Below are 21,668 nucleotides of genomic sequence, written 5' to 3'. Positions count from 1 at the left end.
TGTGTACAGCTGTCGTTTCTGCCGCTACTTCTTGACGCGAACGGTCTTGGTCGAGCGCGTTTCGAGTGTCATCTCGTCCGCGTCCGCCACCCTCGCTTTCAGTCGCACAGTACCGGTCGCCGCGTCGACGACGTCGACCACCTTCGAAAGGAGTTTCGCAGTATCCGCGTTCCCGGAGGCCGAGGCGAGCTGCACGGCACGGCCCAGTTTCGCTGTCGCGCCGTCGAAGTCTCCCGATTTACGCGCATCCAGGCCCTGCTGGATGACTTGTGCCAATTCCGCCTGGCCCGTGTAGTGGGCCACCTGCGGGTTGATCGACGTGGACGCCACCATGTCGTCCGTCCACACGGCCCGGACGAGTCCCTGGGAAAGGGTCTGCGGGGCGGCGTCCCCCGACGTGGCGGGCAGGATCAGCGAGACGCGGGCCGCCAGCATCTCCTGGCCTATCCCGGCCTCCGGAACCCGCACGCACACGTGGTAGTCCCGGGATTCGTCGCCCCAGGATCCGGTCGGGTAGTCACCGGCCCGCGGTCCGGCCCCGGTGCGGCGGCCGGTGAGATCGGCGACCGTGGGTGCCACCTGCTTGACGAACACGATCTCGACACCGACGGGTGTCCAGAGCCGCAGGGCCACGTCCGCCACCTCCTTGCCCATCGCGTTCTCCATCATCCGCGTGAAGTCCGCGGCGAGACCCGTCGGATCGGCGACGATGTCGGCCGTGCCGAGCAGGGCGGAGGCGATCGCTGTGACCTCTTTCACCTCCCAGTCGGTGCCGACACCACGGGCGTCGCAGGTGAATCGGCCCGCGCAGGACTCCAGAGCGGCCCGCAGATCCTCCGGGGCCTCGTGCTCGTTGCGCCCGTCGGTGAGGAGGATGCCGTGACGGATGTCCACCTCGGCCGCCCCGAGCAGCCGGTCGGCCAGCCGCAGCCACGTACCGATCGCCGTGCCGCCGCCCGCGCTCAGCCGGCGCAGGGCTTCCTTCGCCCGGGCCCTGGTCGACGCGTCGGCGGTCGCGAGGCGTCCGTCGCCCGGATACACGTCCTCGGCCACGTGCGTCCCCGCGACCACGGCGAACTGCGTGCCGTCGCGCAGGGTGTCGATGGCCGCCGCCGTCGCGTCGCGTGCGTTGCGCATCTTCGTCGGCGGGTAGTCCATCGAGCCGGAGCAGTCGACCATGAGCACCACGGCCGCGCTCGGTCCCGCCCGCCCGGGCGTCCGCGTGGACACCGGGGCGGCGTCGGCCAGCGGGACACCACCGGTGGTCCCCCCACCCGTCGAGGTGACGGTGACGATCGCGTTCACCTCACGGCCGCCCTCCGGCAGATAGGCGTTCTGGTACACGTCGACGGAGAAGCGCGGCACGTTCGACTTGGAGAAGTTGGCCATCTGATCGGCTCCTTGAGGCTCCACGTGTGTCAGGTGAAGACAGATGTGCGGACAGGGCCGCGTCGGAAGAGGACGTAGTTGTGAAGAGGACGTAGTGGTGAAGAAGAGGGGGGCGGACGCGGCTCAGGTGGTGCCGCAGGCCGATCCTGCCCCTGGGGACGGCACGGCGAACGGCAGCAGGGCCACTGTTACGTTGTCGTGGCCCCCGCCGTCGAGCGCGTGGCCGACCAGTACCTGGGCGCCGTGCAGCGGCCGTTCGTAGGCGTCGGACGGCACCGCCGCGGCCATCTCCGTCGCGGCCTCCGCGTAGTTCCACAGACCGTCCGTGCACACCACGACCAGTCCCGGACGGTCCGGCTTGAAGGACGCGGTGTGCGGTTCGAGCTCGTACGCGTCGGCGCCGAGCCAGCCCGTGATGGCGTGGGCACGCTCGTCGGCGTACGCCTCCGCCTCGTTCATCAGACCCGTCGCCACCATCTGCGCGGCCCAGGAGTCGTCCTCCGTGAGCCGGGCGGGCGGGCCGGTGCGGTCCGCGGGCACCCAGTAGACGCGGCTGTCGCCGACCCAGCCGACGACCAGCAGCCCGCCCGCCATGACGGCGCCGACCAGGGTGCAGGCCGGGGCGTTCTGGTGTCGGTGCGGATCGTGCTCCCCCGCGTGTCCCGGCTCCTGCGCCAGGGCGTTGACGGCCTCCGATGCGGCGAGGATCGCCTCGTGCATGGCCTGCTGCGGATGCGTGCCGCGCGGCAGCGACTCCAGCAGTGCCTCGTTGGCCGCGGTGGCAGCCGCGGCCGACGCCTCGTCCGGGCGGGTCGCCGACGAGACGCCGTCGCACACGATCGCGACGACGGCCGGGGAGCCGTCCGGCAGGGCCGTGGAGGACACCGCGAAGGCGTCCTCGTTGCGGTGGTGGCGCAGACCCCGGTCGCTGACCGCGGCCACGGAGTCGAGCTCCCGCTCCAGGTGGTCGCGCTCACGGGGCTGGGCGTGGCCGCAGTTCTCGCAGTAGCCGTCGGTGTCCACGCGGCCGGAGCGACAGGCCACACAGACCTTGCCGCCCGTCGCCCCGGCCGCCGCGGCGTGCTCCGCCGTGCGCGGATCGGGCGCGGCCAGTTCGAAGTCGCCCGAGGCACCCTCCGGGCCGTCGTCCGGCCTGTCTGACCGGACCGAGTCCGGAGCCGCCGGCCGGACAGCCGCGGGGCCCTGCGCCGGATCCGCCGTCGGCAGGGGCCTGCCACCCGAATCCGTGCCGGGCAGATCGGCCGGGCGGTGCGTGGGCGCCGGGAGGTCGGAGCTGTCGGTCTCGGAGGCGGACGGCCACTCCACGGGTGCGGCCGGAGCCCTGCCCGCCGCGCTCGGTGCCGGGACCGTGATGGCGACCGTGGGGCGGTCGCCGGGGGGCGCGGGCACGGCCGAGAGGTCGTACCCGCACGCACCGCAGAACAGGTCGCCCGACTCCAGGGGTTCCTCGCAGCCGGGGCATCCCGGCAAGGAGGCCTGCTCATGGATCTGTGACATCTTCACACCCAGGTCCGGGGGCGGAAACGGTTGGCCCGCTCCACCAGTTCGATCCTCTCGTCGCCCCGCTGCGCGAGCCGGGCGAGCATCCGGTACGAGCGTTCGAGGCCGAACCTGAGGCCCTGCTCGTCCAGTTCGCTGCCGAGCAGCGCCCTCGGCCCCGCGGCTGCGGGGGAGGCCGGGCCCGGCGGCTGAGCAGTGGGACTACCGGAGAGTACCCAGTCAAGTGCCGTACCCAGCACCTCGGTCGACAACCGTTCACGGCGCACCGCGTCCAGGCCGTAGTCCCGCAGTGCCGTCACCTGGTCCGCCGAGGCGGTCAGGTCGTCGATCAGCGGCTCGTGCGGGGCACGCGCCCGCAGCCGTGCCCGCACCGCGGCCACCCGTGCCGCCGTGTAGTGGATCGACGACTCCGGTACCGACTCCAGCGTCCGTACCGCCCCGGCCCGGTCACCGGCGGCGATCTGCACCCGCGCCAGGCCGAACGCGGCACTGACGAAGCCCGGGTCGGTCGCCCACACCAGACGGTAGTACTCGGCGGCGTTGTCCAGCTGGCCCAGCACCTCCGCGCAGATGCCCAGTGCCAGCTTGGGCGCGGGTTCGCCGGGAAAGGCGTCGTACACCGCGTCGAAGGACAGCGCCGCGTTCTCCTTGTCGCCGGTCACCAGCGAGGTGACCCCGCGGTACCAGACGACCCGCCAGTCCTCCGGATGCTGTGTCTCCACCGTCGTCAAGGCCCGTACCCCCGCGTCGAGTTCCCCCATCTCGAGCCGGGCGCGCAGCTCGCGCAGCCAGGTCTCCAGCGAGGGCGTGGGCACGGCCTGCAGCGCGGAGACCAACTCGGCGGGCGCCGACGTCATCACCCCGGCGAGGAACCCGGCGTTGGGGTCGTTGGCGTCGACCCGGGGGACCGGCAGGGCCAGCGAGGTCGCCCGCGCGTCGAAGGCCGCGAGCCGGGGGACGTCACCGGTGTGCGCGACGGGCGGCGGTCCCTGGGCGGGGACCTCCGAACGCGGGGCCGGCACGGCCGCCCGGGGCGGCGCGTACCCGGTCGCGCCGAGCGCACCGCCGCCTGTGCCACCCCGGACATGGGTGTCCGGGGTACTCAGCGGACCGGCGCCCGGAGCGCTGTACGCGGGGGCCGGGGCGTACGACGCGGGGGCCGACGGTGCAGCGTGCGCCGTCGCCACCGGGCTCGGCGGCAGGGGCGCCGCGCCCGGTGCCGCACGGTTCCTCCGGCGTCCGAAGCGGCCGGCCGGAGCGCTGCGGGCGCCGAGCTGCGACACCTCGCCGGACAGCTCCGCGAACAGCAGCGTGTCCGTCACCCGCAGTTCCGTACCGAACAGGGTCGACAGCGCCGGACGCGGGCGCCCCGTCTGCAGCGCCACCACCTCCCGCAGCACACCCGTCAGCTGCTCGGACATCTCGGCGGCCGAGGCGAACCGCCGTGCCGGATCGGGGTCCGTGGCCCTGACGAGCAGCCGGTAGAACGACTCGTACCTCCGGAAGACGTCGATGTTGTCCGGGTCCGGCAGCGAGTCCACGAAGACGTTCGTGTACCCCTGGAAGTCGAAGGTGAGCACCGCGAGGGTCCGGGCGACCGTGTACAGGTCGGAGGCGACGGACGGGCCGACCTCGGCCACCTCCGGCGCCTGGTAGCCGACGGTGCCGTAGATGGCCGACTCGCCGTCGTCCATCCTGCGCACCGCGCCCATGTCGATCAGCTTGAGCTGGTCCTCGGTCTGGATCGCGTTGTCGACCTTGAAGTCGCAGTACAGCAGGTTGCGGCTGTGCAGGTGGCCGAGCGCCTCCAGCGCCTCGATCCCGTACGCGCACGCCTGCTCGACCGGCAGCGGATCCCGCTTCCCGGCCGGTGTCCGGCGCTCGTTGGCTATCTCCTTGAGCGCCTTGCCGCCGACGTACTCCATCACGATGTAGCCGTCGAGCGACCCGGTCCGCTGGTCCAGGTGCTCCACGAAGTTGTAGATGCGGACGATGTTGGAGTGCTCGATCTCGGCGAGGAAGCGCCGCTCGGAGATGGCAGCCGCCATGGCGTCCTGGTCCCCGGTGTCCAGCAGTCCCTTCAGGACCACCCAGCGGTCGGAGACCGCGCGGTCCACCGCGAGGTAGACCCAGCCGAGACCGCCGTGCGCCAGGCAGCCCGCCACCTCGTACTGCCCGTGCACGATGTCACCGCCGTGCAGCTTGGGCACGAAGGAGTAGGGGTGACCGCACTTGGTGCAGAACCCCTCGGTGCGGCCGGCCCGTGAGCCGCGGGCCCGGCCCACCGGGGCGCCGCAGTCGGAACGCGAGCAGAACCGCTTCCGCTCGGGGACCTCCGGGTTCGCCATCACCGCGGTCTGCGGATCCGGCCGCGGCACGTCCGGGACGAGTACCAGGCCCGCGCCCAGCCTGCCCCGCCCGGAGGTGGAGCTCGTCGAGGTGCCCCCCGAGACCACCGACACCGAACGGGAGGTGGAGGCGCCGAACAGCGAGCGGGAGAGCCGTCCGGAGACCGAGCGCCTGGACGTCGAGGAGCGGGACGAGGACCTCGACGAGGCCCGCGAACCCGTGCTCCGCGACGTGCTGTCGCTTCCCCGGCCGCCGGTCCTGCCGCCGCCCGCGATCCCGGTCGGCGGCGAGCTCAGCATGCCGGTCGAGGACACCACCGGCGCGAGCCCGCAGGTGTCGCAGTACAGCTCACCGCCGCCCATGTCCTCGTAGCTGCCCTCGCACGCGGGGCGCTGGCACTGCGCACTCATGACGTCTCCCCCTGTTCGCCGTACTCGCCCCGGTCGCGCGGTGTCAGCAGTTCCGCGGCGGCCTGCTGGTAGCGCAGCACCGCCTGTCCGGCGACGCGCAGGTCGCACGGCGCGCTCCACAGCATCCGGCGGGCCGCGTCGTACCGCTCGATCAGCAGCGGTTCCTCCGCCAGACCGTGCCGGGCCACCTTCGCCCTGTACGCGTCGAGCCTGCCGCGCAGCTCCGCACGGACCGCGAGCGGCGCCGTGACGGACGTCAGCGACTCCCGGGCGCGCAGAAGTTCGTCCTCGGCCTCCCGCTCCAGGGAGTCCAGCAGCGGTGAGAGCCGGTTCCACTGGGCGTGCCTGCGGTACTCCGACGCCGTCGCCAGCCGCTCCTGCAACGCGGTCGCCGGTCCGCTGACCGCGGGCACCTCCGAGGCGGCGATCTTCGCCAGCACCTCGCCGCGCGCCGAACGGGCCTCGGCGAGCGTACGGTCCGCACGCGACAGCAGGTCACGCAGCTGGACCAGCCGCTGTTCGGCGTCCTGCCGGACCGCCAGCACCGCCTCGATCTCCCGGCGCACGTCCTCCAGGGCGCGGGCCGCCCGGTCGTAGCGCGTGGTGTCGGGGCGTCCTCCGCCGGGCGCGGCACTGCCGGGGCCCGGCATCCAGAACGCCAGCGGATCGGAGATCACCTGCACCCGCAGCGTGGTCAGCTCCTGGGTGATCGACTCCAGGTCGTCGCCGGCCGGGTGCTCCCCGGGCCGTACACCGACGGAGTGCGCCAGCGAGCGGGTGCGGCGCAGCTCGGCGGCCAGCAGGTCTATCCGGGCGGGCAGCGCCGACCACACCGAGTCCGAGGCGACGACCATGTCCAGCGAGTGGGCGTACAGGTCGTTCATCCGGGCGACCAGCTCCTCGAGGGTGAACCGCTCGGAGAGCCGCACCGGCGCGAGGGCGGGGGCCGGTCCGGCCGCTCCCGTGTTCGCCACGGTCACGGCGTCGCCGCGCAGCAGCTCGGTCAGGGCCGCCAGGTCGTCCCTGCCGGGGTAGCGGCGCCTGGCCCGGATCTCACGGGCCGAGGCCAGCGCCCCGGCGTAGGCGTCGAAGTACCCCCAGAGCAGCGCGATCGACTGCTCGGCGGAAGCCCAGCGTTCCTTGGTGACACCGGTCAGATCGGCGCCCTCCAGGAGCCGGCGGCCGGCATGGTCCTGCAGGGCGAGGAGCGAGGTCTCGATGGCCTCGTGCTCCGCACCGAGCCGGGCCAGCGCACGGTCCGCCTCGTCCCGGTCCATGACCGGGCCGGGGGGCCTCCCCGCGAAGCCGGGGAAGGATCCCGCGACGCCCATCGATCACCTCTCCGCTCGTTCCGCCGGACCCTGAGGTCCGGACAGGTTCAGTTGCTCCGGTACTTCGGTGCCGGGGGGCCCTTGATCCCGGGCAGCCCCGCCGCCAGCCAGTTCTGGTACGACCTCATCCAGGGGCTGTCGGCACCGCCCCTGCGGTAGTCGACCAGTACCTGGTTGACCCTGGCCACCAGATCGTCGGCGCCCAGTTTCGCCGCGACGCCGTAGTACTCCGTGGTGAACGGCTTGTCGCCCTTGAGCTCCACCGCAGGATCCTGGGCCGCCTGGCCCGCGGCCAGCGCGTTGTCCGTGACGACCGCGTCGACCTCGCCGAGCTGCAGCCGTACCAGGCAGTCCAGCTGGTTGGGGACGGTCAGCTGGTCCCGGTCCCGCTCGGTGCCGTCGTGCTCGTCCTCGAAGACGGCCCCGTACGACTGCTTCTCCAGGGCCTCGAAGGCCGTTGAGCCCTCCGCCGTGCAGACCCGCTTGCCGGCCAGGGACTTGTCGTACCCCGTTATCCTCGATTCCTTCGGCGCCAGGACCTGCTGACCGGCCTGGAAGTAGGCCGTGGAGAACGAGACCTGCTCCAGGCGCTTGCAGTTGATCGTCATCGTCCGCACGACGACATCGACCTTGTCGTGTTCCAGCGCGGTGATGCGCTGGTTGGTGGGGATGGCCCGGAAGATCACGGCGTCCGGATCGCCGAGGATGTCCTTCGCGATGGCCCGCACCAGGTCGATGTCGAAACCTTCGAGGGTGTCGCTCTCCGGATCGCGGTACCCCCACCGGAAGCTGTTCTGGTCGACCCCGGCGATCAGCTTCCCGCGCGCCCGGATCTTCTCGATGGCCGGGCCGTCGGCGGTCGACGGCAGCAGGCTCGCCTCCGGATCCGTGCACGCCTCGGCCTTGGCCGGCACCGCGGAGGTCACCCCCTGGCCGGTGGTCTGCCCGCCGAAGGTGCCGTCACCGTGTGCCAGCGGCAGCAGGGTGAGCGACGCCGTCACGGCACAGGCGACCGCCATACCCGTCACACCGCCCCAGCCGCGCAGCCCGCGGCGCGCGGCCCAGACCTTCGCCCTGGTCATCGCTCCCCCTCTCACCGGTACTCCGAGAGCCTGCGGTTGACCCCGACGATCGCGGCGACCGCTCCCAGCACGGCGAGGACGGCCGCCCCGATCGGCAACCCGCCGAGCGCACCGCGCCCGTCGCTCGCCGCCGCGGTGAACTCGCCCTGTTCGTGGGCGAGCGCCTGCCGCAGCGCGCTGTCCACCTGCTCGAAGGACTCCCCCGTGGAGCCCTTCGGGCCGATGATCTGCTCCAGGGCACCCTCGTAGTCGCCCTGGTCGTCCGTCGTCCGGGCCTTCTTGTGCCGGTCCTGCCACTCGGACACTCCGCTGACCGCCTTCGCCACCGGCTCGCTCCCCGGGGTGCCGTCGGCGAGCCTCCCGGCACTCTCGAGCTGGGCGCCGAGGGACTTCATGCCCGTGCTGTAGTCGGTCTCGTACTTGTCCTGCGTGCCGTCCGCGGTCAGCACCGCGCCGCGGGCGACCAGGGTGAGGTTCTCGTTCGCGCGTGCCTTCAGCGAGTTGATCCGCGCCTTGTTGAGGACGTCGAGGGACTCCTGCCCCTGAGTCATCGCGGCACGCAGTTCGGCGCGGGCCACCGTGTGCCCCACGGCCAGCCACAGCAGCACCACCGTGGCCGCGGCCGTCGCGGCGAGCAGCCCGTGGTTGAAGACGCGGTTCGTCCGGCGGTAGTTGCGCCGCTGCATCCACACCAGCGCTGCCAGCGCGACGATGCCGGCGGCCAGGGAGAGGAACGGCCACTGCCGGGCCTCGGTCGAGTCGTTGCCGAGCCTGCCGGTCTCCGCCGCGTACAACCGCTCGGCGGCCGGCAGGAGTTCGTTCGTCATCTTCTGGTTGGCGTAGCGGAGGTAGGCACCGCCGAGGGGCAGGCCCTGCCGGTTGTTGGCGCGGGCCCGCTCGATCAGTCCCGTGTACTCGGGAAGCAGCTTGTTGAGCGTGGTGATCTCGTCCCACGACGGGGACGACGCGTCGGTGTGCGCCGCGGCCTTCACCAGGAGCCCGGAGGCTTCCCTGATGTCCTCCTCGTACTGCTCGTGCACGTCGGCGGGCTCCTGCGCGCCCGCCAGGAAGCCGCTCGCCGCCATCGTGTCCGCGTCGGCCAGCGAGCGGTAGATGCTCGCCGCGTCCGCGCTCAGCGGCTGGCTGCGGGACACCACGTCGTCCGCGGCCGATGCCCGCCCGGAGACCTCCAGGGCCGTGACCGCGCCGAACGCCACGACCAGCAGGGCCAGTACGGCCCCGATGATCTGCAGCCTGCCCGGCTCGGTCGTCGCCGCTGTACGCAGCCGCTCGGCGGCCACGGCGACGACACCGCGCTGCGCGGGTACGGTCACCGGCGCGGCCGGCCCTCCCGGCGCGTGTTCCGGCGGCGAGCCCCCATTCGGCGGGTATGTCACTTGACCTCCCCCTCGGTCACTGACGGTGGCCCGGACCCCCGGCCGATCGGGGGACTGGTGCCCGGCCAGAAGTATGGCCGCAGGGACCGGCATTCACCAGGAACGCCTCGATCCTGCATCGACCCCGTATTCGATCAGGGCTTGCCCGGACGATCAAGACGATCACCCGGGCAAGCCCTGAGACATCCCCCGAAGCGGATCGATCTCCCCACCATGAACACGTTCGGGACATCTGATCGGTTCCCGTGCGGAAGGGGCGTTCCGAGGCGCCGGAGCCGACGGCCGCACCCACCGCTGCCACAGTGGGTCAGGAGTAGTGCGCGCGCAGCCTGTTGCGCACCCCGGGCGGCGCTCCCGTACGGTCCAGACCCAGCAGAGCGGCACCCAGCACCGGGGGCTGTGCGACCACCCGGATCACCGCCTTCGGAGCGCGCTCCGCGAGGAGCCGCGTGATCCGGTCGTCCAGCCGCGGGTGCCGGGCGGCGAGCACACTGCCGCCCAGCACCACCGGAACCTCCTCGTCCAGCAGCCCGAGACGGCCGAGCGCGACGGACGCCAGGGCGACGACCTCGTCCGCCAGCCGGTCGACCAGGCCCGTCGCCACCGTGTCCCCGGCCGCACTCGTCGCGAACAGCACCGGGGTCAGCTCGTGCCGCGCCTCGTACGTGATCCGCCCCCGGTGCAGGGCCTCTATCAGCTCGTACATCGATCCGAGACCGAAGTGCCCCGGCAGCGTGTGCATCAGCTCCGTCGGCTCGCCCCTGCCGTCCTCGGCCCGTGCCGCGAACCACAGGGCCTCCTCGGCGAGACCCGAACCGCCGCCCCAGTCACCGGAGATCCGGCCGATCGCGGGGAAGCGGGCGGTGCGCCCGTCCGGCACCATCCCCACACAGTTGATCCCGGCGCCGCAGACGACGGCCACCCCGCGCGGCTCGTCCACCCCGGCCCGCAGGATCGCGAAGGTGTCGTTGCGCACCTCCACCGTGCCGCCCCACCCCCGGCGGAGCAGGGCTTCGGTCAGCTCGGCCTCCTCCACCGGGAGATCGGCGTTGGCGAGGCACGCCGACACGTGTCCGACGGCCCCCGGGCGCACACCGGACGCCGCCAGCGCCTTCCCCAGCGCGGCGGCCAGCACGTCGACGGCCGCCTCCACCCCGACCACCGGCGGCTGGAAGCCGCCCCCGCGGGCCGTGGCCAGCACCGAGCCGTCCTCGCCGACCAGTGCCACGTCGGTCTTGCTGTTGCCCGCGTCGATGGCGAGGACCGAAGCGTTCACGCCCACGGCAGGTGCTCCCGGTTGTGCGCGATCAGCCGGTCGGTGAGCCCTTCGGCGTACTCGTACTGGCCGATCAGCGGGTGCGAGAGCAGTGCCTTGAACACCCGGTCCCGGCCGCCCCGGAGCGCGGCCTCCAGCGCCAGGTCCTCGTACGCCGTCACGTTGGCGATCAGCCCCGCGTAGAGGGGGTCGAGCACCGGGGCCGTGAGCGGGGCTGCACCCGTGCCGTCCACCCGGGCCTGCACCTCGATCACCGCGTCGTCCGGCAGGAACGGCAGCGTGCCGTTGTTGTACGTGTTGACGACCTGCACCGACGGGCCGCCCCCGCCGAGGAGCGCGGCCGCCAGGTCGACGGCCGCCTCCGAGTAGAAGGCTCCGCCGCGCTTGCCGAGCAGCGCCGGCTTCTCGTCCAGCGCCGGATCCCCGTACATGGCCAGGAGTTCCTTCTCCATCGCGGCGACCTCGGCGGCCCGCGACGGCTTCGTGCCGAGCTCCCGGACGACGTCGTCGTGCGCGTAGAAGTACCGCAGGTAGTACGAGGGGACGACGCCGAGCCGGTCGATGATCTGCCGGGGCATGCGCAGGTCGCCGGCGATCGTGTCGCCGTGCTCGGCGAGCAGCCTCGGCAGGACGTTCTCACCGTCCGGACCGCCGAGCCGCACTCCGAGCTCCCAGGACAGGTGGTTGAGCCCGACGTGGTCGAGGTGCACCTCGGCGGGGGTGACGTCGAGGAGCGCGGCGAACTTCCGCTGGAAGCCGATCGCCACGTTGCACAGGCCGACGGCCTTGTGACCGGCCTGCAGGAGCGCCCTGGTCACGATGCCGACCGGGTTGGTGAAGTCGATGATCCAGGCGTCGGGATTGGTGCGGCGGACCCGCTCGGCGATGTCGAGTACGACCGGCACCGTGCGCAGGGCCTTGGCGAGGCCGCCGGCCCCGGTGGTCTCCTGGCCGACGCAGCCGCACTCCAGCGGCCAGGTCTCGTCCTGGTCGCGGGCCGCCTGCCCGCCGACGCGCAGCTGGAGCAGGACCGCGTCGGCGCCCTCCACCCCCGCGTCGAGATCGGCGGTCGTGGTGATCCGCCCCGGGTGGCCCTGCTTGGCGAAGATCCGCCGGGCCAGGCCGCCGACGAGCTTCAGCCGGTCGGCCGCCGGGTCGACGAGCACCAGCTCCTCGACCGGCAGGGTGTCCCTCAGCCGTGCGAATCCATCGATCAGTTCAGGTGTGTAGGTGGACCCGCCACCCACTACTGCGAGCTTCATCTCAGCCCTTTACTCCGGTCAGTGTGACGCCCTCGACGAACGCCTTCTGGGCGAAGAAGAAGACGGCGATCACAGGGGCCATGACCAGGACGGTCGCGGCCATGGTCAGGTTCCAGTCGGTGTGGTGTGCGCCCTTGAAGGATTCCAGGCCGTAACTGAGCGTCCAGGCGGCCGGGTTCTCCGAGGCGTAGATCTGCGGTCCGAAGTAGTCGTTCCAGGCGGCGAAGAACTGGAACAGGGCGATCGCCGCGATGCCGGGCTTCGCCATCGGCAGGACGACCTTGATCAGGGTGCGGAACTCGCCGCAGCCGTCGACCTTCGCCGCGTCCAGGTACTCGTTCGGGATGGTCAGGAGGAACTGCCGCAGCAGGAAGATGGAGAACGCGTCGCCGAAGGCCATCGGAATGATCAGCGGCCAGAGGGTCCCGGACAGGTCCAACTGCTTCGCCCAGAACAGGTACATCGGGATGATGACGACCTGCGGCGGCAGCATCATCATCGAGATGACCAGCATCAGCGACAGCTTGCGGCCCCGGAAGCGGAACTTCGCCAGCGCGTACGCCACCGGGACCGACGACACGACGGTCAGGACCGTGCCCAGTCCCGCGTACAGCAGCGTGTTGCGCCACCAGGTCAGGAAGCCCGGGGTCTCGAAGACCCGGCGGTAGTTGCCCCACTCCCAGGTGTTGGGGGTGAGGTCCCGGGTCAGCGCCTGCTGGTCGCTCATCAGCGACGTCAGGACGACGAAGACGAACGGCAGGACGAAGAAGAGCGCGGCCGCGATGCCCAGCGAGTGGACGGCGATCCAGTGCAGCAGGGCCTTGCGGCGGGCGGTGCGTTCGGCGGGCGTGGGCCCGTCTGCCGCGGCGACGGGCCGGGGGGTGTCGAGGAGTCGGGTCATGGCTCAGTCGCCGGCCTGGATCAGGTTGTTGCGGCCCCGCATCAGCAGTGCGGTGAAGGCCATGGCCAGGGCGAACAGGACGAGGGCGACGACGCAGGCGGAGCCGTAGTCGAAGCGCTGGAAACCGAGGTTGTAGACGAGCTGGGGCAGCGTGAGTGTCGACTTGTCGGGATAGCCGGGTTCGAACTGCTGCCCGGAACCACCGATCACGCCCGAGGCGACCTTTCCCGCCACCAGCGGCTGGGTGTAGTACTGCATCGCCTGGATCACACCCGTGACCACGGCGAACAGCACGATCGGCGAGATGTTCGGCAGCGTCACGAAGCGGAACCTCTGCCAGCCGGACGCGCCGTCCAGCTCGGCCGCCTCGTACTGCTCCTTGGGCACGTCGAGGAGTGCGGCCATGAAGATGACCATCAGGTCGCCGATGCCCCACACGGCGAGCATGGTGAGCGCCGGCTTCGACCAGGAGGCGTCGTTGAACCAGCCCGGGGTGGGCAGGCCCAGATCGCCGAGGATCGCGTTGACCGGTCCCGTCCCAGGGTTGAGCAGGAAGACGAACGCCAGCGTCGCGGCGACCGGCGGGGCCAGGTAGGGCAGATAGAAGAAGGTGCGGAAGAGGCCCGTTCCCGTCCTGATCTTCGTGATCAGCATGCCGATCCCGAGTCCGAACACGACCCGGCAGGTGACCATGACGAGCACCAGCCACAGCGTGTTGCGCAGCGACGGCCAGAACATGGGGTAGTCGGCGAAGACATACGTCCAGTTCGACAGCCCGTTGAACGACGGGGCGCCGAAACCGTCGTACTTCATGAACGAGAAGTACACGGTCGACACCATCGGGTACGCGAAGAAGACGGTGAACCCGATCAGCCACGGCGACATGAAGGCCGCCGTCCGCAGCGCCGACCTGCGGCGCTTGGAGCGGAGTGTGTGCGTGGTCATCGGGGTCTACTTCGCCTTGGCGATGTCGGTGTCGATCTGCGCCGCGGTCTTCTCCAGGCCGGCCTTCAGGTCCTTGACGGCGCCCTTCTCGTACTGGAAGCCGAAGTCCTGGATGGTCTGCTGGTACGCCGACCCGTTGACCGCGCCGTCGGGGGTGCTGGACCGCGGGTGCTGGGCGATGTCCAGGAAGGTCTTGAAGCGCGGGTCGAGCTTCAGCTCCGGCGACTTCAGCGCGGCGAAGGTGGAGGGCACGTTGCGGATGCCGTTCGCGAAGTCGACCACGGCCTGTGTGTCGCTCGTCATGAACCGCACGAGCTCCCACGCGGCGTTCTGCTTCCTGCTGGCCGGGGCGATCCCCATGATGGTGCCGGACAGGAAGCCCTTGCCGTAGCTGTCGGCCTCGTCGTCGGCCACCGGCATCGGCGCCACACCGATCTCGAACGGCACGTCGGCGTCGGTGGCCATGCCCAGCCGCCACTCGCCGTCCAGCTGCATCGCGACCTGGCCGGTGTGGAACGGGTGCTTGCCGCCCCACTCGTCACCGAACGTGCCGCGGTACCTCTCCAGCTTCTCGTAACCGCCGAGGTCCTCGACCAGCTTCTTCTGGTACGTGAACATCTCGGCGAAGGCCGGGTCCTTGGCGATGTTCGACTTGCCGTCCGCGTCGAAGTACGTGTGGTCCCACGAGGACAGGTAGTGGTCGGCGACCGTCTCGTAGCCGTGGAAGGTCGGCATGAAACCGAGCTGCCGGTAGCTGTCGCCCTTGCTCACCGTCAGCTTCTTCGCGACCGAGGCCAGCTCGGACATCGTCTTCGGCGGAGCGGTGACGCCGGCCTTCTCGAAGGCGTCCTTGTTGTAGTAGAGCCCGTACGCGTCGGCGAGCAGCGGCAGTGCGCAGCGCTTGCCCTCGAACTGCGTGTAGTCGAGCAGCACCTTCGGGAAGGTCTTCTCCAGGTCCAGCTTCGACTTCTCGATGAACGGCCCGAGATCGGCGAAGGCTCCGGACGAGCAGAACTTGCCCACGTTGGAGGTGGTGAAGGACGACACCACGTCCGGACCGTTCGAACCCCCGGCGCGCAGGGCCTGGTTGAGCTTGTCGTCGTTGATGTTGCCGACGACCTTCACCGTGATGTTCGGGTGGGTCCTCTCGAACCGGTCGACGTTGTCCTGGACGGCCTTGACCTCGGAGGGCGCGCTCCAGCCGTGCCAGAAGTTGATGGTGGTCCGCGCGTCCGGGTCGTCGTTCGCGCCGGACTCGGCCTGGCCCGTACAGGCGGTGGCGAGGACCGAGATCGCGGCTACGGCGACCGCGGCGGTGGTGGTCAGTCGGCTTCTGCGCATGGCAAAGCTCCCAGGGACAGGTGGAAGAAGAAGGAGTGGGAGGAAGAAGTGGGGTGGGGCGGTCAGCGGGAGGTGTCGAACACCTCGTCGCGGGTGTCCGCGAGGGCCCGCTCCAGGGCCCCCCGCAGGACCGGGTGCCGGTCGATCAGGCCGAGTACGAGACGGGGCCGGGACGCGGCGAGCTCGGCGAGTTCGGACTGGATCAGGGACCGCAGCAGCTCGCCGCCCGCGGCCGTCAGCGCGCCGGAGAGCACGATCAGGCCGGGGTCGAGCACGGCGGTGACGGAGGCGAGACCGGTGGCGAGCCGCTGGGCGTACTGCCGCAGCAGCTCGGTGAGCGCGGGGTCCCGCTCGTAGCCCTCGACCGCACGGGCCAGCAGCCCGGCCGCGACCTCGGCGTACGGCTGGTGCGGGGTCCCGATGCCGAGCGAGGTGGCGAGCCGGGGCAGCGCCTGGGCGCCCGCAAGCTCCTGGAAGCCGCCGCTGTTCGCCTTGACCACCTGGCGTACGAGGGGTGTGCCCGGCACCGGCAGGAAACCGACCTCGCCCGCACCGCCGGTGAAACCGCGGTGCAGCCGGCCGTTGATGACGAGGGCGGCGCCGAGGCCCTCCTCGTTCCACAGGAGGACGAAGTCCTCGTGCTCCCGGGCCGCGCCGAGGCGCTGTTCGGCCACCGCGACCAGGTTCACGTCGTTCTCGTACTCCACCGGCATCGGCAGGGACGCGGCCAGCTCGTCCAGCAGGGTGGGGGAGTGCCAGCCGGGCAGGTGCGAGGCGTAGCGCAGGCGTCCCGTGCCGGGGTCGAAGGCGCCGGGGGTGCCGATGACGACCCGGTGCACGTCCGAGCGGGCGAGCCCGGCCTCCTTGACCGCACCGTCCAGGGCGCCCGCCACCTGCCGGGCCACGCTCTCGGCCCGCCGCCCGGGGGTGGGCAGTTCGAACTCGCCGACGGTCTCACCCGTCACGTCGGCGACGGCGGCGACGATCCGCCGGGCGGTCACATCGAGCCCCGCCACGTGGGCGGCCCCGGCGTTGACCGTGTAGAGCTGGGCGTTGGGCCCCGGCCGCCCCTCGCTGGTGCCGGTGGCGACGACCAGCCCGGCGGCTTCCAGCCGGGCGAGGAGCTGTGAGGCGGTGGGCTTGGACAGACCCGTCAGCTTCCCGATCCGTGTACGGGACAGGGGGCCGTGCTCCAGAAGGAGGTCCAGCGCGGCCCGGTCGTTCATGGCGCGCAGGACGCGCGGTGTGCCCGGCGTGCCCGGAGTGGTTGCCGCCATGACGGATGACCTGCCCTCTGTTAGGAAAGTTTCCTGTTCGGTGGGAGGAACGTATGGCGCACATCATCGGAACGTCAATGGTCTCCACCCCTGTGGCTGCCAAAGCGTTATCCGGGGCGGGCCGGGATGTCGAAGGGGCGCCCCGCGGATCCGCGGGGCGCCCCTTCGCCGGTGACCGGGCGGGTGCTACTTCGTCATGGTCGGCGGCGGTATCGGAGTGGTCGCCAGCGACTGCGGCGACGTGGCCGACGCGTAGGCCGAGGGGGCGGCCATGCCCGCCGTCGGGTCGGCGGCAGCCTCCGCCTGGAGGGGCGCGGCACCGATCATCCTGATGCCGGCCGAGTCGAGGGCCTGTTTGATCCGCCAGCGCAGCTCGCGTTCGACGCCCAGCGACTTGCCCGGCATCGTCTTCGCCGTGACGCGGACGGTCATCGAGTCGAGCAGGACCGCGTCCAGGCCGAGGACCTCCACCGGGCCCCACAGACGCTCCGACCAGGGCTCTTCCTTGGCCATGGTCTCCGAGGCCTCGGTGATCGCCTTGCGGACCTGCTCCAGGTCCTCGGTCGGGCGGACGGTGACGTCGACACCGGCCGTGGACCAGCCCTGGCTGAGGTTGCCGATCCGCTTCACCTCGCCGTTGCGGACGTACCAGATCTCGCCGTTGTCGCCGCGCAGCTTGGTCACCCGCAGACCGACCTCGATGACCTCGCCGGAGGCGACGCCCGCGTCGATCTGGTCGCCCACGCCGTACTGGTCCTCGAGGATCATGAAGACCCCGGAGAGGAAGTCGGTGACGAGGTTGCGGGCACCGAAGCCCAGGGCCACCCCGGCGACCCCCGCGGAGGCCAGCAGGGGCGCCAGGTTGATCTGGAACGCCCCCAGGATCATCAGCGCGGCCGTGCCCAGGATCATGAACGACGTGACCGAGCGGAGTACGGAACCGATGGCCTCCGAGCGCTGGCGGCGGCGTTCCGCGTTGACCAGCAGCCCGCCGAGCGCGGTGCCCTCCACGGCCTGCGCGCTGCGGTTCATCCGGTCGATGAGATTGGTCAGCGCCCGCCGGATCACGTAGCGCAGCACGAGCGCGATCGTGAGGATCAACAGGATGCGCAGACCGGTGTTCAGCCAGGTGGACCAGTTGTCCTGCACCCAGCCCGCGGCGTTGCCGGCCCGCTCGGCGGCTTCGTCCAGCGAGCCTGCCGGCTCGGGTGACGGTGCTGCGGCCAGGAGGGCGGACAGGGACACGACGGGGACCTCCAGAGGGGGTGACGGCAGATCAACCACAGTAACGAAGCGGAGCGGGTGGTTCGTTGCCGTGGAGGGAGGAGAGACACGTCTCACCCACGGGGCCACGTGGTACGACCCGTGACACACCGTGTCCGGCCGCCGTGGTGAGGCACCCGCACCGGTGTGCCCGCGGGGTGCGCCCGGCCGGGTGGTGAGAAAAATCCCTCCGGCCCGTTACCCGCACGTGGTGGCGCCACGACCAGGCATGAGGAGAGACTGAGAGCGGATCGTCCCGGCGCGAGCCACGCGCCGCCGGCGTACAAGGAGGCATCCACGTGCCGCACGTCCTGGTTCTCAACGCGTCGTACGAGCCGCTCGGCGTCGTACCGCTCCGCCGCGCGCTCGTCCTCGTCCTCGAGAACAAGGCCATCTGCCTCGAGGAGTCCGGCGCCTTCATGCACAGTGCCACCCGTGCCCTGCCCGCGCCCAGCGTCGTCCGGCTCAAGCGGTTCGTACGGGTCCCCTACCGGGGGCCCGTTCCGCTGACCCGCCGGGCGCTCTTCGCGAGGGACGGCGGCCGCTGTGTGTACTGCGGTGCGGCGGCGACCAGCGTCGACCACGTCGTCCCGCGCAGCCGCGGCGGGCAGCACGCCTGGGACAACGTGGTGGCGGCCTGCCGCCGCTGCAACCACGTCAAGGCCGACCGGCACCTGCCCGAGCTCGGCTGGCGGCTGCGCCACCAGCCCGCCCCGCCCAGCGGTCTCGCCTGGCGGATCATCGGGACCGGACATCGCGACCCGCGCTGGCTGCCCTACTTGCAGCCGTTCGGCGCGGACGACGTGATGGCCCGGATCGACGGCGTTTCCGCCGGAGAGCCCGGGCCTCCGTCGTCCGGGGGGCCGCGGCACTACTCGGCGACGGCGTAGGCCTCCACCGACCACAGCGAGTACCCGTACTGCGTGGCCCGGCTGTCGGCCTGGATCCTGATGAAGCGGGTGTCCTTCGCGTCCATGCGGACCGATTCGCGCCCGCCGCCGCCCTCCCGCACGGTCGCCGCCGTCCGCCAGGTACGGCCGTCCGCGGAGACCTGGACGCGGTAGCGGGAGGCGTGGGCGTCCTGCCACTGCAGCACGACCTGGCCCAGCCGGACGGGCCCGGGCAGCTCGGCCTGCCACCAGGCACTGTCCTCGACGGGCGAGGACCAGCGGGTCGCCGGATCGCCGTCCGAGGCGGCGGAGGCCGGGAAGTCCGGGGTCTCGTCGCCGGACGAGGACGCCGTGGCCGTACGCACCAGGTCGGCGCCCGCGGTGCGCGGGAAGGCCCGTACGGTCAGCGTGCTCTCCTCGCCGCCGAAGCTCAGCGGTACCTCGTACTCCCCGGCCGGGGTGTCGGCGGGCACGGTGATGTCCACGGGGACGCCGGTACGGGCGCCCCGCGGCACCGTCGTCTGCTTCGGCACCGTCACCTCGATGCCCTTCGGAGCCTTCGCGGTGAGGGCGCCCTTCACCTCGGAGGGGCGGCCGCCCGCCAGCCGTGCCTCGACCCGCTGCGTACCCCCGCCGATCACGGCGTCCGTCTCGCCGCGTACGAGGTCGAGCCGGGCCGCGGGTTCGTCACCGAACCAGGGGACCAGCCCGTGCACCGCGGTGGAGGCCGCGGCCGGTCCCGTGGCGAGCGGGGGCTCACCCATGACACCGGGGGCCGACGGGCCCACGAGGACCGGGCGGGCGGACGGGACCGTGACCCGGAGCGCGTCCGCGCGAAGGCCCTTCGTCGGTGTCTGGGTCCAGCCCGCCGCGGACAGGGGGCCTAGGCCGCGCCAGCCCTCGCCCGGCACATGGGCCTCCAGGACCGCACCCGGGGCCTCGGCGGGCCGCGTGATGGTGGTGACGGCCTCGACGGGGCGGGCCCGGTCGAGGCGGATCGTGTAGCTGCTCGTGTCCCGGTGCACCGTGCCGGTGTCGCGGTCGGTGCCGTTCCAGCTGTCGGCCTCCTCGCGCACCCGGTCCAGGAACGGGTCGAGCACGCCCTTGCCGACCGTCGCCCCGCTCGCCTCGATCTTCTTGCGGAGCGGTTCCAGGGCCAGCTGGGCCTGCCAGGCGGCCGCCCCGTCGCCGCGTGCCTGCGCCTGCAGGAGGTCGACGGCCAGTTCGCCCGCCCGTCCGTACCGGGCCAGCTGCTCGGACCACGGCCGCACCTCGTCCTCGAGCCGCCCGTCCGCCGGAGTGCTCAGCCGCTCCGGGGCCTGCCGCATCACCGTGAACGCCGCACGCAGCCTGGCGGCCGCGTTGTCGCGGCCGGCCGTGTTCCCCGTCGTGCGCGACGCCCAGAACCCGGCGAACAGCGGCTGCAGATAGGCCGACTCGACGCCCCCGAGCACCGAGGTGGCGCTGTTGCCCGCGAGGGCGTGCAGCGCGGCCCGGGTGTCGGCGTCGCCACCCGCCAGATCGTCTATCGCCGCCCGCCAGGACTCCTGCGACCGGTACCCCTTCGGGTTCCAGGCGAAGTCCGCTGCCGTGAACAGGGGGATGCGGGACGCCGAGGACTGTTCCATGGCGTTGGCCAGCAGCGCCGCCGAACCGATGGCCACCGCCGGGTCCCGGCCGGTGTACGGGCCGAGGAAGATGCGGTCCTGGGCGTAGTCGTTGACCGGGTAGTTGTCCATGGTGACCAGCGGGCGGCGGAACGCGGCCCGCGCACCGGCCAGCTCCTTCCCGGTGATGGTCTTCGGCACGACCCCGACACCGGTCCAGGCGACCTGCACCCGGTCGTCCAGCGCGGCGGCCAGCGCCGTGCGGTAGTCGGTGGCACCGTCCTGGTAGTACTCCGTCGGCATCACCGACAACGGCTCCGCGTCCGGGTGGCGGTCGGCCAGGTGGCGGGCGACCGCGCTCGCGACCCGGGCCTGGGCCCTGGCAGCGGCCTCGGGACCGCTGCCGAACGTCTCCGCGTCCAGGTCGCAGTGCCATTCGCTGTAGCTGACGTCCTGGAACTGCAGCTGGTACGCCCTCACGCCCAGCGCCCACATCGCGTCGACCTTGCGCGTCAGCGCCCTCACGTCCGCGTCCGAGGCCATGCACATGGCCTGACCGGGGGAGACGGCCCAGCCGAGCGTCACATGCTCGGCCCGCGCCTTCGCCGCCAGCTCACGGAAGTCGGCGCGCATGCCGGCGGGGTACGGCTCACGCCAGCGGGCCTGCCGGTAGGGGTCGTCGCCGGCCGCGTACAGGTAGCGGTTCTGCTTGGTACGCCCCATGAAACCGATCTGGGCCAGCCGCTCCTCACTGGTCCACGGCTGCCCGTAGAAGCCCTCGGCCATGCCGCGCACGGTGGTTCCCGGCCAGTCACGGACCACGGCACCGGCGACCGTGCCGTCCGTGACCAGCTGGCGCAGCGTCTGGACGCCGTGGAACAGGCCGTCCTCCCCGATGCCGTCCAGGGCGACGGTGGGCCGGTCGGCGACCCTGCCGACGGCGATGCGGTAGCCCCCGGACGGCAGGTCGGCGCGCTCGGGTGCGCGTAGCGCCCGCAGGGCCTGGCCGGCACCCGTACCGCCCATCCGGATCACCGGGCCCCGGCCGGGCAGGGCGTCGTGCACGGTCCGCACCCCCGCGTCCCGCAGGAGTGTGCCGAGGGCGTCCACGGCGTACGGATCCGCGTCCGCGCCGGCGAGGACGGTGACCTCGGTGCCGAGCTGCACGGACTGACCGGAGGCCTTGATCGTCTGCGGCCGCGGCCAGACGGCGGGCAGGGGGGTGCCGTCGGTGCGGTCGGGCGTTGCCGCGGCGGGTGTGCCGGGGACGACGGGGGCCGCGACCGCGGCCGGTGCGAAGGGTCCGAGCAGTCCGCCGATCACGGCGACGGCCATGGCCGTCGCATGTCTCCTGCGCCCGAGCTGCACGCCGCTCTCCCTTGTTCCGGTACCTGCCCCGATGCCCTTGATCCCCCGTGGGCCCCGAG

The 21,668-nt window shown here is 72.0% G+C and carries 15 protein-coding genes; 1 reads left to right on the top strand and 14 read right to left on the bottom strand.

Going from position 1 to position 21,668, the window contains the following annotated elements; genetic code table 11:
- Positions 1–24: 24 nt before the first annotated feature.
- The 13 genes from OG927_RS11155 to OG927_RS11095 form a co-directional block, all read right to left on the bottom strand.
- Positions 25–1,389, bottom strand: a complete 1,365-nt coding sequence (locus OG927_RS11155; RefSeq protein WP_209470519.1) for a vWA domain-containing protein — start codon at positions 1,387–1,389, stop codon at positions 25–27.
- A gap of 123 nt (positions 1,390–1,512) precedes the next feature.
- Positions 1,513–2,907, bottom strand: a complete 1,395-nt coding sequence (locus tag OG927_RS11150) for a PP2C family protein-serine/threonine phosphatase (protein ID WP_330320080.1) — start codon at positions 2,905–2,907, stop codon at positions 1,513–1,515.
- 2 nt (positions 2,908–2,909) lie between these two features.
- On the bottom strand, positions 2,910–5,669 hold the full coding sequence (locus OG927_RS11145) for a serine/threonine-protein kinase (protein ID WP_330320079.1): 2,760 nt from the start codon (positions 5,667–5,669) through the stop codon (positions 2,910–2,912).
- Positions 5,666–7,000: a coiled-coil domain-containing protein gene (locus OG927_RS11140; RefSeq protein WP_056785701.1), complete on the bottom strand. Its 1,335-nt coding sequence runs from the start codon at positions 6,998–7,000 to the stop codon at positions 5,666–5,668. Before OG927_RS11140 ends, OG927_RS11145 begins: the two co-directional genes overlap by 4 nt.
- Positions 7,001–7,047: 47 nt before the next feature.
- Entirely contained in the window at positions 7,048–8,082 is a 1,035-nt protein-coding gene (locus OG927_RS11135) for a glutamate ABC transporter substrate-binding protein (RefSeq protein WP_056785698.1), read from the bottom strand.
- A gap of 11 nt (positions 8,083–8,093) precedes the next feature.
- Positions 8,094–9,479, bottom strand: coding sequence for a hypothetical protein (locus OG927_RS11130; protein WP_124282369.1), 1,386 nt, complete (start codon positions 9,477–9,479; stop codon positions 8,094–8,096).
- A gap of 307 nt (positions 9,480–9,786) precedes the next feature.
- Complete coding sequence (locus OG927_RS11125) at positions 9,787–10,761, bottom strand: N-acetylglucosamine kinase (RefSeq protein WP_330320078.1); 975 nt, start codon at positions 10,759–10,761, stop codon at positions 9,787–9,789.
- Positions 10,752–12,017 (bottom strand): 6-phospho-beta-glucosidase, encoded by a 1,266-nt coding sequence (locus OG927_RS11120; RefSeq protein ID WP_330320077.1) that lies wholly within the window; start codon positions 12,015–12,017, stop codon positions 10,752–10,754. The genes OG927_RS11125 and OG927_RS11120 overlap by 10 nt, the downstream gene beginning before the upstream one ends.
- A gap of 1 nt (position 12,018) precedes the next feature.
- A complete protein-coding gene (locus OG927_RS11115; protein WP_056785690.1) occupies positions 12,019–12,918 on the bottom strand; it encodes a carbohydrate ABC transporter permease in 900 nt (299 codons plus the stop codon).
- A 3-nt stretch (positions 12,919–12,921) separates the two neighbouring features.
- A complete protein-coding gene (locus OG927_RS11110; protein ID WP_056785688.1) occupies positions 12,922–13,863 on the bottom strand; it encodes a carbohydrate ABC transporter permease in 942 nt (313 codons plus the stop codon).
- Between the two features lie 6 nt (positions 13,864–13,869).
- Positions 13,870–15,204, bottom strand: a complete 1,335-nt coding sequence (locus OG927_RS11105) for an ABC transporter substrate-binding protein (protein ID WP_056785686.1) — start codon at positions 15,202–15,204, stop codon at positions 13,870–13,872.
- A gap of 62 nt (positions 15,205–15,266) precedes the next feature.
- Positions 15,267–16,481, bottom strand: coding sequence for an ROK family transcriptional regulator (locus OG927_RS11100; protein WP_330320076.1), 1,215 nt, complete (start codon positions 16,479–16,481; stop codon positions 15,267–15,269).
- Between the two features lie 186 nt (positions 16,482–16,667).
- The gene (locus OG927_RS11095; RefSeq protein ID WP_056785682.1) at positions 16,668–17,726 is read right to left on the bottom strand and encodes a mechanosensitive ion channel family protein; all 1,059 of its coding nucleotides are present in this window, start codon (positions 17,724–17,726) and stop codon (positions 16,668–16,670) included.
- 317 nt (positions 17,727–18,043) lie between these two features.
- On the opposite strand from OG927_RS11095, the gene OG927_RS11090 reads away from it, so the two are divergent.
- Positions 18,044–18,634 carry an HNH endonuclease gene (locus OG927_RS11090; RefSeq protein ID WP_056785679.1) on the top strand — a complete coding sequence of 197 codons (591 nt, stop codon included), beginning with the start codon at positions 18,044–18,046 and terminating at the stop codon, positions 18,632–18,634.
- Here the strand turns inward: OG927_RS11090 and OG927_RS11085 are convergent.
- Positions 18,616–21,609 (bottom strand): beta-N-acetylglucosaminidase domain-containing protein, encoded by a 2,994-nt coding sequence (locus OG927_RS11085; protein ID WP_330320075.1) that lies wholly within the window; start codon positions 21,607–21,609, stop codon positions 18,616–18,618. The genes OG927_RS11090 and OG927_RS11085 overlap by 19 nt on opposite strands.
- Positions 21,610–21,668: the final 59 nt, after the last annotated feature.

Source organism: Streptomyces clavifer (genome assembly GCF_036345975.1).
Lineage (GTDB): Bacteria > Actinomycetota > Actinomycetes > Streptomycetales > Streptomycetaceae > Streptomyces > Streptomyces clavifer.
This window is presented reverse-complemented; position numbering and strand designations above follow the sequence as displayed.

Excerpts from the sequence above, each read along its gene's own strand:
- OG927_RS11155 (WP_209470519.1), bottom strand. The coding sequence starts at position 1,389 with ATGGCCAACTTCTCCAAGTCGAACGTGCCGCGCTTCTCCGTCGACGTG.
- OG927_RS11150 (WP_330320080.1), bottom strand. The coding sequence starts at position 2,907 with ATGTCACAGATCCATGAGCAGGCCTCCTTGCCGGGATGCCCCGGCTGC.
- OG927_RS11145 (WP_330320079.1), bottom strand. The coding sequence starts at position 5,669 with ATGAGTGCGCAGTGCCAGCGCCCCGCGTGCGAGGGCAGCTACGAGGAC.
- OG927_RS11140 (WP_056785701.1), bottom strand. The coding sequence starts at position 7,000 with ATGGGCGTCGCGGGATCCTTCCCCGGCTTCGCGGGGAGGCCCCCCGGC.
- OG927_RS11135 (WP_056785698.1), bottom strand. The coding sequence starts at position 8,082 with ATGACCAGGGCGAAGGTCTGGGCCGCGCGCCGCGGGCTGCGCGGCTGG.
- OG927_RS11120 (WP_330320077.1), bottom strand. The coding sequence starts at position 12,017 with ATGAAGCTCGCAGTAGTGGGTGGCGGGTCCACCTACACACCTGAACTG.
- OG927_RS11115 (WP_056785690.1), bottom strand. The coding sequence starts at position 12,918 with ATGACCCGACTCCTCGACACCCCCCGGCCCGTCGCCGCGGCAGACGGG.
- OG927_RS11110 (WP_056785688.1), bottom strand. The coding sequence starts at position 13,863 with ATGACCACGCACACACTCCGCTCCAAGCGCCGCAGGTCGGCGCTGCGG.
- OG927_RS11105 (WP_056785686.1), bottom strand. The coding sequence starts at position 15,204 with ATGCGCAGAAGCCGACTGACCACCACCGCCGCGGTCGCCGTAGCCGCG.
- OG927_RS11100 (WP_330320076.1), bottom strand. The coding sequence starts at position 16,481 with ATGGCGGCAACCACTCCGGGCACGCCGGGCACACCGCGCGTCCTGCGC.